General features: G+C 41.7%; 14 protein-coding genes. All 14 read right to left on the bottom strand.

Annotated features, from left to right (window positions below; all coding sequences use genetic code 11):
* Window positions 1–16: 16 nt before the first annotated feature.
* The 14 genes from QHT84_RS09710 to QHT84_RS09775 all read right to left on the bottom strand — a co-directional run bounded on the left by QHT84_RS09710 (window position 17) and on the right by QHT84_RS09775 (window position 13,875).
* The gene (locus QHT84_RS09710) at window positions 17–1,153 is read right to left on the bottom strand and encodes a DegT/DnrJ/EryC1/StrS family aminotransferase (protein ID WP_283239364.1); all 1,137 of its coding nucleotides are present in this window, start codon (window positions 1,151–1,153) and stop codon (window positions 17–19) included.
* A gap of 132 nt (window positions 1,154–1,285) precedes the next feature.
* Window positions 1,286–1,831, bottom strand: coding sequence for a sugar transferase (locus tag QHT84_RS09715; RefSeq protein WP_283239365.1), 546 nt, complete (start codon window positions 1,829–1,831; stop codon window positions 1,286–1,288).
* A gap of 3 nt (window positions 1,832–1,834) precedes the next feature.
* On the bottom strand, window positions 1,835–2,755 hold the full coding sequence (locus tag QHT84_RS09720) for a hypothetical protein (protein ID WP_283239366.1): 921 nt from the start codon (window positions 2,753–2,755) through the stop codon (window positions 1,835–1,837).
* 15 nt (window positions 2,756–2,770) lie between these two features.
* The gene (locus QHT84_RS09725) at window positions 2,771–4,216 is read right to left on the bottom strand and encodes an MBOAT family O-acyltransferase (RefSeq protein WP_283239367.1); all 1,446 of its coding nucleotides are present in this window, start codon (window positions 4,214–4,216) and stop codon (window positions 2,771–2,773) included.
* An 8-nt stretch (window positions 4,217–4,224) separates the two neighbouring features.
* On the bottom strand, window positions 4,225–5,280 hold the full coding sequence (locus QHT84_RS09730; protein WP_283239368.1) for an ATP-binding protein: 1,056 nt from the start codon (window positions 5,278–5,280) through the stop codon (window positions 4,225–4,227).
* Window positions 5,281–5,297: 17 nt separating this feature from the next.
* Entirely contained in the window at window positions 5,298–5,903 is a 606-nt protein-coding gene (locus QHT84_RS09735) for a sugar transferase (protein WP_283239369.1), read from the bottom strand.
* Window positions 5,896–6,891, bottom strand: a complete 996-nt coding sequence (locus tag QHT84_RS09740; RefSeq protein WP_283239370.1) for a sugar-transfer associated ATP-grasp domain-containing protein — start codon at window positions 6,889–6,891, stop codon at window positions 5,896–5,898. The genes QHT84_RS09735 and QHT84_RS09740 overlap by 8 nt, the downstream gene beginning before the upstream one ends.
* Window positions 6,888–7,406 carry a GNAT family N-acetyltransferase gene (locus QHT84_RS09745; RefSeq protein WP_283239371.1) on the bottom strand — a complete coding sequence of 173 codons (519 nt, stop codon included), beginning with the start codon at window positions 7,404–7,406 and terminating at the stop codon, window positions 6,888–6,890. Before QHT84_RS09745 ends, QHT84_RS09740 begins: the two co-directional genes overlap by 4 nt.
* Entirely contained in the window at window positions 7,403–8,518 is a 1,116-nt protein-coding gene (locus QHT84_RS09750; RefSeq protein ID WP_283239372.1) for a hypothetical protein, read from the bottom strand. The genes QHT84_RS09745 and QHT84_RS09750 overlap by 4 nt, the downstream gene beginning before the upstream one ends.
* The gene (locus QHT84_RS09755; protein WP_283239373.1) at window positions 8,515–9,729 is read right to left on the bottom strand and encodes a glycosyltransferase family 4 protein; all 1,215 of its coding nucleotides are present in this window, start codon (window positions 9,727–9,729) and stop codon (window positions 8,515–8,517) included. Before QHT84_RS09755 ends, QHT84_RS09750 begins: the two co-directional genes overlap by 4 nt.
* Window positions 9,730–9,750: 21 nt before the next feature.
* Window positions 9,751–10,809: an NAD-dependent epimerase/dehydratase family protein gene (locus QHT84_RS09760; protein WP_283239374.1), complete on the bottom strand. Its 1,059-nt coding sequence runs from the start codon at window positions 10,807–10,809 to the stop codon at window positions 9,751–9,753.
* A 28-nt stretch (window positions 10,810–10,837) separates the two neighbouring features.
* Window positions 10,838–11,923, bottom strand: a complete 1,086-nt coding sequence (locus QHT84_RS09765; protein ID WP_283239375.1) for a glycosyltransferase family 4 protein — start codon at window positions 11,921–11,923, stop codon at window positions 10,838–10,840.
* An 85-nt stretch (window positions 11,924–12,008) separates the two neighbouring features.
* The gene (locus tag QHT84_RS09770; RefSeq protein WP_283239376.1) at window positions 12,009–12,773 is read right to left on the bottom strand and encodes a class I SAM-dependent methyltransferase; all 765 of its coding nucleotides are present in this window, start codon (window positions 12,771–12,773) and stop codon (window positions 12,009–12,011) included.
* Window positions 12,774–12,819: 46 nt separating this feature from the next.
* Entirely contained in the window at window positions 12,820–13,875 is a 1,056-nt protein-coding gene (locus QHT84_RS09775) for a glycosyltransferase (protein WP_283239377.1), read from the bottom strand.
* Window positions 13,876–13,877: the final 2 nt, after the last annotated feature.

The raw sequence follows: 13,877 nt of genomic DNA on the forward strand, positions 1-13,877 counted from the left end.
AACGTATTAAGCATATTTATTTAAAAAATTGATACAGTACATCCCCAATTCTGTTTCGATCTGAATCCGTCAAGTTAGACCCCGACGGCAAACAAAGCCCTTTATTAAAAAGCGCTTCAGCAGTATTTTCCCCATAATAGGGGCAAGAAGCAAAAACGGGTTGTAAGTGCATCGGTTTCCAAAGCGGTCGGGTTTCAATATTTTCACTTTCGAATGCCAAACGCAATGCTTCACTTGTTTTGGAAGTTTTTTCCGAAGCTAATGTAATACAACTCAACCAGTGATTAGAGTAATAATCCGCGTTAGGCTCCGAGAAAACTACCGCTGCTTCCACCGAAGCAAAAAAATGTTGATAAAAATTGTGCATCGCTCGGCGTAAATTCACGTGGTCCTGAAGCACTTCCATTTGTCCTCTGCCGATACCGGCCGATATATTGCTCAAACGGTAATTGTATCCTATTTCTGAATGTTGATAATGAGGCGCTTGATCTCTTGCTTGAGTAGCCAAAAAAACCGCTTTCTCTTTGATAACTTTGCTGTGCGTCACTAAAGCACCGCCACCTGAAGTGGTGATGATTTTATTGCCGTTGAATGACAAAACGGATATGGCGCCAAAAGTTCCGCACATTTTTCCTTTGTACCTACTGCCCAACGCCTCAGCACTGTCCTCGAGCACGGGAATTTCATAACGGTTCGCTACAGCCTTGATAGCATCCACCTGAAACGGCATGCCGTACAAATGCACCGCTATAATCGCTTTGGGTTTCTTGCCTTTGGCCATTCGGTCCTTTATAGCGGCTTCCAGGGCTACCGGACACATATTCCAAGTATCGGTCTCACTATCGATAAAAACCGGAGTGGCTCCTAAATAAACAATGGGGTTAGCGGATGCCGAAAATGTAAAACTTTGGCAAATCACCTCATCCCCCGACTGAACGCCCAATAAAACCAACCCCAAATGTATCGCACCCGTACCCGAACTCAAGGCGGCAACCTGAACATCATCTCCTAAAAAACGCTCTAAATCTTGTTCGAATCCGGTTACATTTGGACCCAGCGGGGCTACCCAATTGGTATCAAAAGCTTCCTTAACGTATCGTTGTTCGTTTCCTCCCATGTGTGGCGAAGAAAGCCATATTTTAGTTTTAGTCATAATCTCTCAAATTGAATGGGTACGCGACAAAGCTACAACAATAATCGATTTTGCAAAACTAGCGGTGGAGCAATCGGCTTTACAGTAGCGCATCCCGAATAGCGGTAAATTTATGTTAGAGTCTTTACGCATTTATCTAAAGATGGTTTTCCACAATATCCACAAATCGCCCACAAAGGAGCGGTGGTAATAATAGTTCAAATTCATCTTCACTTTATCGGGAAAAATAACAGTATCATTGTATTGCTGAGGGTTTTCCTGTTGCGCCAGCATCGCTTCTTCATTGTAATATTTAATAGAGGCTTCACAAGTCAGGCCGGGTTTGAGCAACAAAATTTTTTGATTCTCTCCATCCAATTTATCATAGTATCCGGGCACATCAGGTCGGGGACCCACAAAACTCATATCCCCTTTCAAGATGTTAATCAGTTGCGGGAACTCATCAATCTTATGCCTTCTTACAAATTGCCCGAAGGACGAAACTTTACCGGTTGCAATATGAAAAGTTCTTAATTTAAGAATCGTAAACTTTTTACCGTATTGCCCTATTCTTTGCTGCAAAAACAAGCCCGTCGAACGGGTATCGAGTGCCGACGCAATCCAAAAGACAAAAAGAAATCCGCCCAACAAAAGCAGGAGTAGCGTGGCCAAGGTTATATCGAAAAGGCGTTTCAACACGTACTAAGGAATCGATTCAGATTGCTGCTGTAAATACTGTGCTACTTGTTTGGCTACCTCCTGATGCCCGTAACAACTCCAATGGCTATCCTTGGGCATTTGCCAGGATTTGTAATCATCGGTTTGTAACTGAAAATAATGAAAGCCGTTTTTACCGGCCATATCAATGACTTTAGGATCGGTATCGGGACTAAAAACCAAGACAATATTTTGGATTCGGTATCTTTTTCCGGTCTCAACCAATAATTCATTTATAAGATTGTAATCTATCTTTTTCCCTTTAAGCAATACTCTATTGTTGGTGGCATCATCGTTATTGCCCAACTTAAACAGGTAGTTTCGGTATAAAAAATAAATAAACTTGAAATTATAAATCGCTTCTTTTACTTTACCGGAGGTAGGCTTGGCATACTTAATTTCTCCGGTTTTCAGAGTTAGTTGTACCGTGAACGGATTTCTTTTGATTTCGGTTACACTTTCGATAAAATCGCCGTGATGCACATACAACAATTGGTATTTCGGGTGTAAGGATTCTAATGATTTCGCCTTTTCCATCATCTCTATAAATGAGGCTCCGGCGCGAGCCGACGGATAAAAATTATAGCCTGTACCCAGCTGCGACAAATAATTGGCTTGATGGCATTCGGGCGGATTCATCGTATTAGCGATGTACGAATCACCGATTACGGTAATCAAATTTTCGAGAGATTGAGGCTCGTAACCGAACTCTCCGTATTTATTGATAACCCATTGATGTGTGGGTCCCATATGGCCCATTTGATTCGGATAGTTTTTAATCAAATGGTCTTTATCCAAATAAAATTGGTGTACATCAATACTGAGCGAAAAAACGCGAACGATAATTTCACCGATAACAATTCCAATGGCGCAAAAAAGCAATAATGATTGTAAAAATTTCTTCATGATGACCTATGGCCGCTAAAATTGAAAATAGATAAACTCTTGCTCTTCACCTCCGAAATAGAAAATCGCAATAATCAACACATAATACAACGACCATCTCATTACTTTAGGGCATTTCATCGGCAAGCCTTCTAAAGCATAATGGCGTTCTCTACCCAACCATTCTACAACTACAAAACCTATTACCAAATAGATAATATCGAGCGGAAAAACCGTAGGTTTGGAAAACAACGAGGATGAAAACAAGTGACTGATATAAGAAAAAGCCTTTCCGATATTGTCGGCTCTGAAAAATATCCAAGCCAAAACCGTCAGCAAAAAAGTAAGGATTACCGAAAACAATTCTTTTACGGTAGGGAAATAATGCCCTTGGGCCACCACATCTAAATGGTTTCTGTTAGTTTTAAAAACAATCGAAGGCATGATATAGAGAGCATTCAAAAGTCCCCAAACAATGAATGTCCAATTGGCGCCGTGCCAAAAACCACTCACTAAAAAAATGATAAAGGTATTGCGCACTCTAATCCAAGTACCGCCTTTGCTCCCACCCAAAGGAATGTAGAGATAATCCCGGAACCACGTTGATAACGAAATGTGCCAACGACGCCAAAACTCGGCTATATCCCTGGAGAAATACGGAAAGGCAAAATTTTTCAGTAAATCGATGCCAAACAATCGAGCCGTTCCCAAGGCAATATCGGAATAGCCCGAGAAGTCGCCGTAAATTTGAAAGGTAAAGAAAACAGCGCCCATCAACAGGGTACTGCCCGAGAGTGTTGCATAATCGGCAGTATCGTTAAATATCATATTGGCGTAGCGGGCACAATTATCGGCGATGACAATTTTTTTAAACAATCCCCATAAAATTTGACGCAATCCGTCTTTTGCTCTATCCAAATCGAAAACCCGCTCTCGTTTAATTTGAGGTAACAAATGAGTGGCTCTCTCGATAGGTCCGGCCACAAGCAACGGGAAGAAGCTCACAAAAACCGAATAATCCACAAAATTGCGCTCCGGCTTTATTCGGTCGTAATAGATATCGATAACATAAGACAATCCGTGAAAAGTGTAAAAGGATATGCCTACAGGAAGAATCACATTTAGTGTCCACGGATGGATTTCAAACCCCAAATTGGCCAAGCCGTCGGCAAAAGATTGCGCAAAGAAATTGTAGTATTTAAAAACCCCCAGAAAGCCTAAATTTACTCCGATACTGAGCCAAAACCAAAACTTCTTCCGTGCTATGGTTTGTGAATCCGACATCTTAAGACCAGTAAAATAGTCTAAAACCGTAGAAAACATCAGCAAGAACAAAAACCGCCAATCCCAACACGCATAAAAAAAGTAGCTCGCCAACAACAATAACACGTTTTGGTGGCGGTAGCTTTTTTGCGCCACAAACCAATAGGCAAAAAATACTATCGGGAGGAAAATGGCAAAACTGACGGAATTAAAAAGCATGATGGTTTTTATTTAGACAACAAATCGGTTTCCTTCAAAAGAATGGGCCGTGAATCAACATCACGAAGGAAAATATAATCAGCATCATAATAATGTCTGCCCTTAACGATTTCGGAAGTCCTGTTAGACAAAAATTTAATAGTATCCTCTATCAAATCAAATCCGACTTGGGCCATAATGCCGGTGTAAGCCATATGGCGAATATTAATCTCGGTCACTTTTAAGTTCCCTTCCGCATCTTCTTTTAAGTCAAAACTGTAAACCCCATGCGCTTTAACACCCGTTTGCTTTTCAATAAAATGCATTACCTCTTCACAAAATTCGAGCAGCTGTGTTTCATTAATAAACTTACCGTAAGAAGTATTTCCGGTTACTTTGGAAGGCGCAATATCAGCCATCACATAGGCCGCGCAATGCAAGCCGGCATTTTTAATCAACGCACCGTCGAGATAGAGCATTTGATTGGCAAGATGCCTACCGGTAAGAAATTCACTGACTGTAAATTCAGCTACCTCTTTGTGAATAAACAGCCAAGCTTCCAATTCTTTAACCGAATTGAGTTTCAAGGAACCCAAACCTCCCGAACCTACAGAAGCTCTAATCCAACAAGGGTACCCTATTTCATGCTCAATAAAAGACAAATCTTGGGTGCCTTGCCAAAGGGTTACCGTCTTAGGAATATAAGGCGTACCCTGAAGCAAATCGGCCATTTTGGCTTTGTTCATCAAATAATTAACATGGACCAAAGGCGGAATCAACACCGGGCAAGGATACTGACCGTGTTGTTCGAAATAAATGCCCCAAGCCGTCACTTCGGCCTCGGGCTGAACAAATGCAAAATCAATCTGATAATCTTCAATAATCTTTAAAAGTGTCGGCCAATAATCATCAGAACTCGCTCTCGGAATCACTATAGATTCATCGACCAAATCTTGCATGTAAAAGCCAAGGGCTTTGGTATTCGAATCGACACCAATCAGTTTGGCGTCTTTATATTTTGCTCTTATGGCTCCCGCAATTGATCGTGGCGTTGGGCCACCTATACCGTTTATTAATATATTCATCGTTGTATTTTTTTGCTTTAATTTGTTCCGTCAAAAGGCATCATCGGTCGTTCTTCTGATTGATTGATGCCTTCTGTTTTTAGTACTTTTAATACTGTTAACCAAAGTATTTTAAGATCCAGGGCTAAGGATACATGTTCGACATAGTAAACATCCAAGGCAAACTTTTTGGTCCACGAAATAGAATTTCTACCGTTTACTTGTGCCCAACCGGTGATACCCGGTCTTACTAAGTGTCTTTTATTTTGTTCCTCCGAGTACAGCGGGATGTATTTGAATAATAATGGCCTCGGGCCTACCAAACTCATATCGCCTTTTAAAACATTAATCAATTGAGGCAATTCATCGATAGATAATTTCCGAATCCATTTTCCAAAAACGGTAATTCGCTCTTTATCGGACAGCAACTGTCCATCTGCATTTTTTTTATCATTCATGGTTTTGAATTTGATGATGGTAAATGCTTTTTGGTCTTTTCCGGGGCGCACCTGAAAAAAGAAAGGCTTTCCGTTATTTTGAAGCAGTAAAATCAGCCATACAACCCATAAAACCGGAGATGCCACAAGCAATCCTATAAGCGCAATTAAAAAATCCAATCCTCTTTTTATATACTTCTTATACATACGAAACCAGCATTTCTTTAAGCCCTTGGTTCACCGGTAATTGCCATACCAATTTACACCAGTCATGATTGCCTTCAATCAAACCGGGACCATCCGGAGTGACTACAATATCCCAACCAATAGATCTGTTTTGCGGATGCAGCAACGCTGCGCTTTGCACTAATTGCAGGCATTCTTTCCAAAAGGGCACCACAAATCCTTCAATAGGGGTTTGGGTCACGGGATGAATCTTTTCTGGCTTTTTGGTAATATCCGAATAAACGCCGGGACCGTTTACTAAACCGGTAGCCGGATCAATCGGAGCGGCAACGTTTCCGGCCGCCATATTATCTACCTTACAATTGATGGATATTCGCAATCGACAACCCAAAATATCAACCTCATTGTGTTGATTTAACTGTGTAAAAATCCGCACCGTATTCACGGCCGAAGGAGACAACTGCATCAAATCGGGATGCTGCTTGATGTAGCTCTCCGCCAAATCAAATTGGTGTTGTATCATATAATCAATCAGAGAATCCGGCGAAAAATCTTTAGCCTTCACAAAAGCAACGCCTACCCCGCACTTCCCGTCGGAAACCTTCAACACAATCTCTTCATTTTTCAGGATGTCTTCGGCCAGCGCTTTATCGTTCTGTAAGGTGGCTAAATTGTATACCCGATGTTTGAAAAACGGTGCGTACCGACTGTGAAACAAGGTTTTGTCGTCGAGAATATGACGCTCCCCAACGGGATTCATCTTTTTTTGATATTCATACATAAAACCCGTACCCGCCCATTTCTTTCGCTCTTCTGACGGCTTTTCAAAAAATCGAAATTGAAAATATTCGAGTAGGGAAATATTGTATCGGAAGGAAGCAAAAACCATATCGCAAACGATACGGAATTTAGAAATGTTGCGCTGCTGAGCGGTATAATCTAAGAACAAAAAGAATTTCTTACGATCTAATTTTTTCAAATAATAAATAAAATACAGTAATCGGCTCATAATGGTTGACTTCTTAAAATTTTGAGTAACGGCAATCCCAAAAGACGGGACGGTACTCCATAGGAAACGAGTTCAAAGCCTACGCTTTCCGCTACGGCTTGTGAGGCCTTATTCGTGTCATCGGTAACATACCAAACTCCTTTTTCTTTGGCTTCAGCCGGCAATCGCAGGATTGCATTTTGCATCATTTGTTTTCCATAGCCTTTACCTCTGAACTCTTTGTATATTTTAACGTACGTGATTTGAATATCGTCTTTATGCATAAAAGGCCATCGGTAATAAGCAGGCACCAGCAAAAGTGACCCTATCAATTGGGTGCCTTGATACGCTAAAAAAGCACTGTAATTTTTATTTTTAAAAATGCCTGTCAGCTTAAAAAAACTGTACAACGCATACTTAAACCCATAGCCTTTGGGATACCAGGAAAAAAGGGTAGGTTTCCACTCGATCAGGGAAATCAAATGGGATTCTTCTGCCGCTACAGCTTTCGGTTTTAATTTATAAAGGAGTATCAATGCTGACGAATTTCATTACACAAGGCGATACTGGACATAAACTCGACATCGGGCCATTTGGCCACAATTTTTTTCAACAAAGTGTTTAGCGCTGAGAGGCCTGTCTTTCTGTTATTCGGATCAATGTGTCCGCAAAAATTCACTCTGTGCGAACTGATAATAGCAGGTTGATGCAGTCGAAAGGCAGCTTCGATACTTTGCATGGCTTGCGCTACCGCATTATCGTTTTCCGTAGGTTCAAAAACCACATTCCGCACCATTACGGTCAAATTACCATTGCTCCTTTTACCGGTAAAATTCACTGTCGTTTTATATTTCCCGAATCCTTCATGTTGCTTATGAAGTAAACCACGATCAACAAATCGGATGTCCAATGCCCCTAATTGATTTAAAATTGCCTCTGAAATTTTGGACGTTGGCGGCATAAAATGTTCGGCTTTATAACCGTACACTGCTTCAAACATCGAAAGGCCGTCTTTTACAATGTCATATAAAGCCTTATTTTCTATTGGATCCCAAAAGTCAAAAGCCGCGGTGTAATTGATGGTGGGATACGGATTGGTCGATTGGGCCGCATAAGATCGGTTTTGTAAAGCTGTCAGTATATCCGAATCTTTACGGGCCAACTTTTCGGTAAAAACTTTTAAATTCAAATGTTCTCTGCCGTGAAATTGCGGCTTCATCAATCCTTTTGCTATACCTTCTTGCCACAAGTTCCAGGTACCTTCGTAGGCTTTGGCTTGTTGCTGGCTGAGTTTTTGGTACGTTACAGGCAAGGATTCATGGCGAAACACTTCGTATCCTTCGGCTGCCATTTGCTCAAAATCGATATTAGAAGACAGCGCAAAAGGGGTAAATACCGCATAATGACCATGCTTATCTTTTACTGATGTTAATGTGTCGTAAAGCATTTCCAAATCCTCCTTGGTTTCCAAAGTATCAAAACGATCAAATCTTGATTTCGCTTTGAGTCCGGCCTGAGTCATTCGTTCCAAAGCTTGCTTTGAATCCAATCTCACATTACCGTAATCGTCCACGGAGAAAACAACAATCTTACGATTGGTTTTCCAACCATAAAGGTTTTTGATATGATTCAGTAAAAATTGCTTCATGACAGTGTGTTAGCTTCGATAAAATCTAAAAATTGGGCATATACTTTTTGGGAATCTCCTTTGGCTAGAAACAAAGCTTTAGCATTTTGACGCATTTCCTGATAGCGTTCCGGATTATTTTTGAGTGTCAGTATAGCCTCTGCTAAAGCTCGGGCATCGCCGGGATTATGATGAAATCCTACAGTATTGTCGACAATGATGGCTTTCATTTCGCTTTCCAGTGAGTTGATAATGGGCAAGCCGCAAGACAATAAATCGAACAACTTATAGGTAACCGATTGGGTAGCTCCTTTCACATGCTGCGTTAACCCCACATGAGCGGTGTAATATTCCAGCATCAATTGCGTCTTGGAAAGTCGACCCAAATAGGTCAAATTAGGCAACACTTGAGCCGCATTTTCAACAAGGGGTTGCTGCGGTCCTAAACCGGCTATGGCGAATTGAATATCGGTTTCATGCTGCAGCAACTGTGCTGCTTCCAAAATACACGGAATATCGTAAGAGTATCCCAAACTACCGGCATAAATCACTTTGAATGTTGATGGCTTTTCGGGAACCGCTTGAGCCGCTTCCGACAATTGCTGGGCCACGGTAGGACCGTCAATAGCCGGATAAAAGCAAGCTGTAGTTATGGCAGGTTCGTATTTTTTTGCCCAATCCAAGTATTGGTTGGAAATGGCCGTGACAGCGGTAGCGTTTTGAAAGACAAACTTGGCCTTTTTATTTTGGGGTGAAAAAATAAGTTTCGACAGCGGCTTGGGAAGCTTTTGCAACTTCCGTTCGAACAATTCGGGCCACGGGTCAATAATATCAATGATAATGGGGATGTCTTTGCCTTTACACCATCGCACCACTTCGTAGGCCGTTGATATGGGCGGATACGCCATAACGACTACATCGGGTTTTTGGGGTGCCGATTCCATAGCCTTAACCACATCTTTACCTAAAACAAAATGCGAATACAGCCTTGGAATACCTATATTTTTTTGGTACGATTGGGATCGGATAAACGTCAAGGTCAATCCCTCCTGAACAGGAATCGTAGTACTCTTATCAAACCGCTGTGACTTGGTATTGTGTTTGAAGGTGGATGCCCAAAATACAACGTGGTGATTGCGTTGCAACGCTTCTTTGACCAAAGCGTTATAACGCGTATTTTGATTGTCGTCAATCGGGGTGTTTTCAAAAAAGGAGACCAACCAAACAGTCATGAACAATACGGTTTAATGAGGTTAGGCTTTCGAATCTCGATGCAGCCAAGCAGCGTAAATTTCTTCGAAAGTAGTTTGCAATGATTTGGTAATGTCCCAATTCGGGTAATGGGCTTTCATCTTTCTCAAATCGCTGTAGTAACAAATATGATCCCCGATACGATGGGTTTCATCGTATTTGTACTTCATGGGTTTACCACTGATGTTCGAAATAATATCAAAAGCTTCCAAGATAGAACAGGTGTTGTCTTTGCCGCCTCCTAAATTGTAGACTTCGGCAATGCGCGGTGCTTTGATAAACTCTTCAATAAATCGGGCAACATCATACGAATGTATGTTGTCGCGAACTTGCTTCCCTTTGTATCCGAAAACGGTATATTCTCTTTCCTCCAAATTACATTTAACCAAATAGCTCAAAAATCCGTGCAGTTCTACGCCACTGTGACTCGGCCCGGTTAAACATCCGCCACGCAGCACGCAGGTAGGCATGTTAAAATAACGACCATATTCTTGTACTGAAATATCAGCCGATACTTTAGAAGCACCGAATAAAGAGTGTTTGCATTGATCAATCCGGAAATTTTCGGGTATCCCGTGCTCGTAAGTCGCATCGGCATAATCCCATCGGGTTTCGAGTTCTTTCATGGCAATCTCATTGGGAGCATCACCATACACTTTATTGGTTGACATGTGCACAAACGGAATGTGCGTACTGTACCTGCGGGTCGCTTCCAATAGGTTAAAAGTCCCTACGGCATTGGTGTCAAAATCGTCAAAAGGAATAGCAGCCGCACGGTCATGACTGGGTTGAGCCGCCGTATGCACAATGGCATCCGGGGCGACTTGAGCCACTAAGGCTATGACTCCTTCTCGATTGCGAATGTCTAATTCGTGGTGGTGAAAATGAGGCAAACTCGTTTGCAGTCGGTTTTGATTCCATCGGGTATCACCACTTTCTCCAAAGAATACGGCGCGTTGGTTATTATCAACTCCGTGAATTTCCCAACCTAATTTGGAAAAGTGAACACAAACCTCGGAACCAATCAATCCGGAGGAACCGGTAACCAGTAATTTTTTCATTGCTGCTTTATTGTTTTTCTAAATAATACTACGAATTATGCTTTGATAGGGTCGCATACTGTTGGCAAAGGTCTATATATTTTTTGGCTCGAACCTCAGCCGAATCAAATTTTTCTAATTCTTTTTTTCCGTTGTCCGTTAGCTGTTTCCACAACGAACGATGCGCCAATAAGTGCTGTATTGTTTTGGCGGCCGACTTAGGGTTCTTCGCCTCAAAATACAGTGCTGCCTCGCCGCAAATGCTTCTGGCAAAACCCAAATCCGTCGTGATAATGGGTTTCTCGGTAATCATGGCTTCGGCATAAGATGCCGAAAAACACTCGGCTAAAGTAGGCAAAAACAGCACATCACATTCCCGATATAAACTCGGACATTCCTCCGGTTTTATTGGGCCTACATTAATAATGCCCGGATGCGCTTCTATATGTTGCTTGAAATCGTGCGCTGCCAAAGTGAGTACAAATCGAACTTGGGAAAACCCGTTTTTTTCTAATTCTTTGGCTACCATGGGAATCAACTCCAGATTTTTATGGCTGTAATAGCTGGTCAATGTCAGCAATCGAATTTCGCCTTCTTCCTTTTCCGGCAGTCGATTCGGAAAGGTTTTGGTCGATAGAAAATAGTTATTAAACGTATTGGTAACCGTATGTACGTTTGACGTGTGCAACGCCTTTCGCACCCTGACATTTACATCATCGGTTTGAACCACATAGGCGGTGGCATCGCGTTTGAAATAATAGTAATGCACCATTTTTTTCAGACGCAATTTGATTTTGGCTTTCCACGACAGCTCTTTCACAAAAGGCGATTCGGGATAGATATACAAAGGCAAATTAAATCCGATAATTTGCGGGGCGACCGAATGGAAATAAGACGGCCCGGAAGTCGCTATGATAATATCCGGTTGAATTTTGGCCTCTAGTGGTGCCAAAGTACGTTGAATGGTTTTTACTTTTTTGAAATGGATAATTCCGAAATCAAAAAAAGAAAACGAAAAATTGGCCGGAAACGCTTCCGGTACCAAAGATTTCGCAACTCCCGGACCGACCCAAACGTGATACTCATGTTCGGGAAACTTCCGACATTCATTGATAAAGGACAAAGCCACCTGCACGGCACCTCCAAAACGTTGATGCGCTGTATTGATAATAATTTTCAGACTAAAAAGATTTCAAAATGATACAATAAGAAAAAACTGGCTATCGTCTCAGATACACATTTTTAATATAGTGCCGATCTACCTCAATGAGGCTTTGCTCGTTACGTTTCAACCACGGTTGAAGATCGGAATTGAGGCCGGCCTTTTTTACAAAAAACGCAAACCGATTGCCCTGTTTGGGAAACAGAAACATTACCATACTATGGATAGGCTGCAGCATTTTTATCATTACCTTTTTCCAGGAAGACTTTCCTTCTCCGTCGGGATAGTAAGTCCCGTATCGGAATTCAAAATCGTGATGGTAACAAGGATCATAACACTTTATGGTTTTCTTAATCTCTTCCTCGGTCCATCTGAAAATATAATTCGGAATATCGGTACCGTTGACGCCGCTTCCGGGGAAATTTCCCTTTACTTCATATTCTTCAGTCAATCCGATAAACTGGGTTGCGCGCATCAAAAAAGAATCGCGAGCTTCAATTACCAAAAAGCCTTTTCTCGATACTCTGTACAATTCGGTGATTACTTTATGCGGCAATCGGGTGTGATGAACAGAGGCATGCATAATGCAGTAATCGTAAGCGTTGTCTTCAAATGACAGGGCTTCCGCATTTTCCTTCAGTTGTTTAAAACTTCCCGTAATTCCGGGTCTCAAATCCATGCCCGACATGGTGACATTGGTATACGAAAGCAACTCAAAAACCTTTTTATCACTGGCTCCGGCACCGCAAATCAAGATGGATGCGTTTTGATCTTTTATAAATTCTTTAATATTTTTCACGTAAAACTGAAGTCCGGAATCCATAGTATTAGTTTAAAAAATTAAGCAATAGTACATCGTATCAGAAAACCTATCGGGTCATAAAATTGAAATATTGAGTCGCAATAGCAGGAGAAGCAAACTGTTTGATTTTCGCTTGAGCCGAAACACCAAATTGCTGTCTCACTTCTTGATGCTGCATTAAAAGCAGCAACTTTTGCCGGTACAAATTGTCATCGGCTAAAGGTATTAAAAAACCGTTCTCCCCGTGGTCAATTAAATCGGATGGACCGGCAGTGCAATCAAAAGAAATACAAGCACAACCCGCTCCCATCGCTTCGCCCAGCGCATTGGGAAATCCTTCTGAAACAGAAGTAAACGCAAAAACAGCAGCCTCTTGGTAAAACTTTTCGATGTCTTTTTGATTCTCAAAAAACCGAATAACGGAAGCTTTGGGACTTTGCGCTGCTTGCTCTTTTACCAAATTCAGCATCGGTCCGTCTCCCAAAAACCAAAGTTCCCAATCGCCAAACGCTACCTCATTGAAGTACTGCACCAACAGCAATTGGTTTTTGGTTGGAATAAATCGGCCAACATTCAAAATCACATTTTTCTTAGGAAGGCTAGGTAAATCAAACGTTTTTATCGGGTTTCCTATGACCGTAATAGCAGGGTGTTTGGTTTTTTGAAACAAATACTGCTGTGCTTTTTCGGTTTGAGCGATAATTCCGCTCGCTAATTTGTATACCAAAGGATTAATGGCATCCAAGAACCGACCGTAACTGATGCCGGGACGACTTCGCTCCGAAATAAAAACGTTAATCCCTAAGCCTATCGAAGCCAACAATACAAACGCATTGTATTTCCCGCCAAAAGAAAGGGCTGCCTGTGGCTTAATGAGGCGCAGCGTTTGTCTCAAAAAGAATAAAATTTTAAGCGTAAACGTAAAACGTCCGAATCTTTTATAATCGAAAGTCGGCTGATGCACCGTAATGTCTTTATCGAGTGCGTAATACAAATCACCTCCGGTCAGAATAATCAGATGCACCTGTACCCCATTGCTGTTTTGAAAATGATTGGCCAAGGTAGCCATAACGCGTTCGGCACCACCGGCGGTAAACGAAGGAATAATTAAGGCAATTGGCATTA

The organism is Flavobacterium sedimenticola (genome assembly GCF_030053345.1).
Classification (GTDB): Bacteria; Bacteroidota; Bacteroidia; order Flavobacteriales; family Flavobacteriaceae; genus Flavobacterium; species Flavobacterium sedimenticola.

Excerpts from the sequence above, each read along its gene's own strand:
- QHT84_RS09720 (WP_283239366.1), bottom strand. The coding sequence starts at position 2,755 with ATGAAGAAATTTTTACAATCATTATTGCTTTTTTGCGCCATTGGAATT.
- QHT84_RS09775 (WP_283239377.1), bottom strand. The coding sequence starts at position 13,875 with ATGCCAATTGCCTTAATTATTCCTTCGTTTACCGCCGGTGGTGCCGAA.
- QHT84_RS09725 (WP_283239367.1), bottom strand. The coding sequence starts at position 4,216 with ATGCTTTTTAATTCCGTCAGTTTTGCCATTTTCCTCCCGATAGTATTT.
- QHT84_RS09755 (WP_283239373.1), bottom strand. The coding sequence starts at position 9,729 with ATGACTGTTTGGTTGGTCTCCTTTTTTGAAAACACCCCGATTGACGAC.
- QHT84_RS09770 (WP_283239376.1), bottom strand. The coding sequence starts at position 12,773 with ATGGATTCCGGACTTCAGTTTTACGTGAAAAATATTAAAGAATTTATA.
- QHT84_RS09750 (WP_283239372.1), bottom strand. The coding sequence starts at position 8,518 with ATGAAGCAATTTTTACTGAATCATATCAAAAACCTTTATGGTTGGAAA.
- QHT84_RS09735 (WP_283239369.1), bottom strand. The coding sequence starts at position 5,903 with ATGTATAAGAAGTATATAAAAAGAGGATTGGATTTTTTAATTGCGCTT.
- QHT84_RS09760 (WP_283239374.1), bottom strand. The coding sequence starts at position 10,809 with ATGAAAAAATTACTGGTTACCGGTTCCTCCGGATTGATTGGTTCCGAG.
- QHT84_RS09730 (WP_283239368.1), bottom strand. The coding sequence starts at position 5,280 with ATGAATATATTAATAAACGGTATAGGTGGCCCAACGCCACGATCAATT.
- QHT84_RS09710 (WP_283239364.1), bottom strand. The coding sequence starts at position 1,153 with ATGACTAAAACTAAAATATGGCTTTCTTCGCCACACATGGGAGGAAAC.
- QHT84_RS09740 (WP_283239370.1), bottom strand. The coding sequence starts at position 6,891 with ATGAGCCGATTACTGTATTTTATTTATTATTTGAAAAAATTAGATCGT.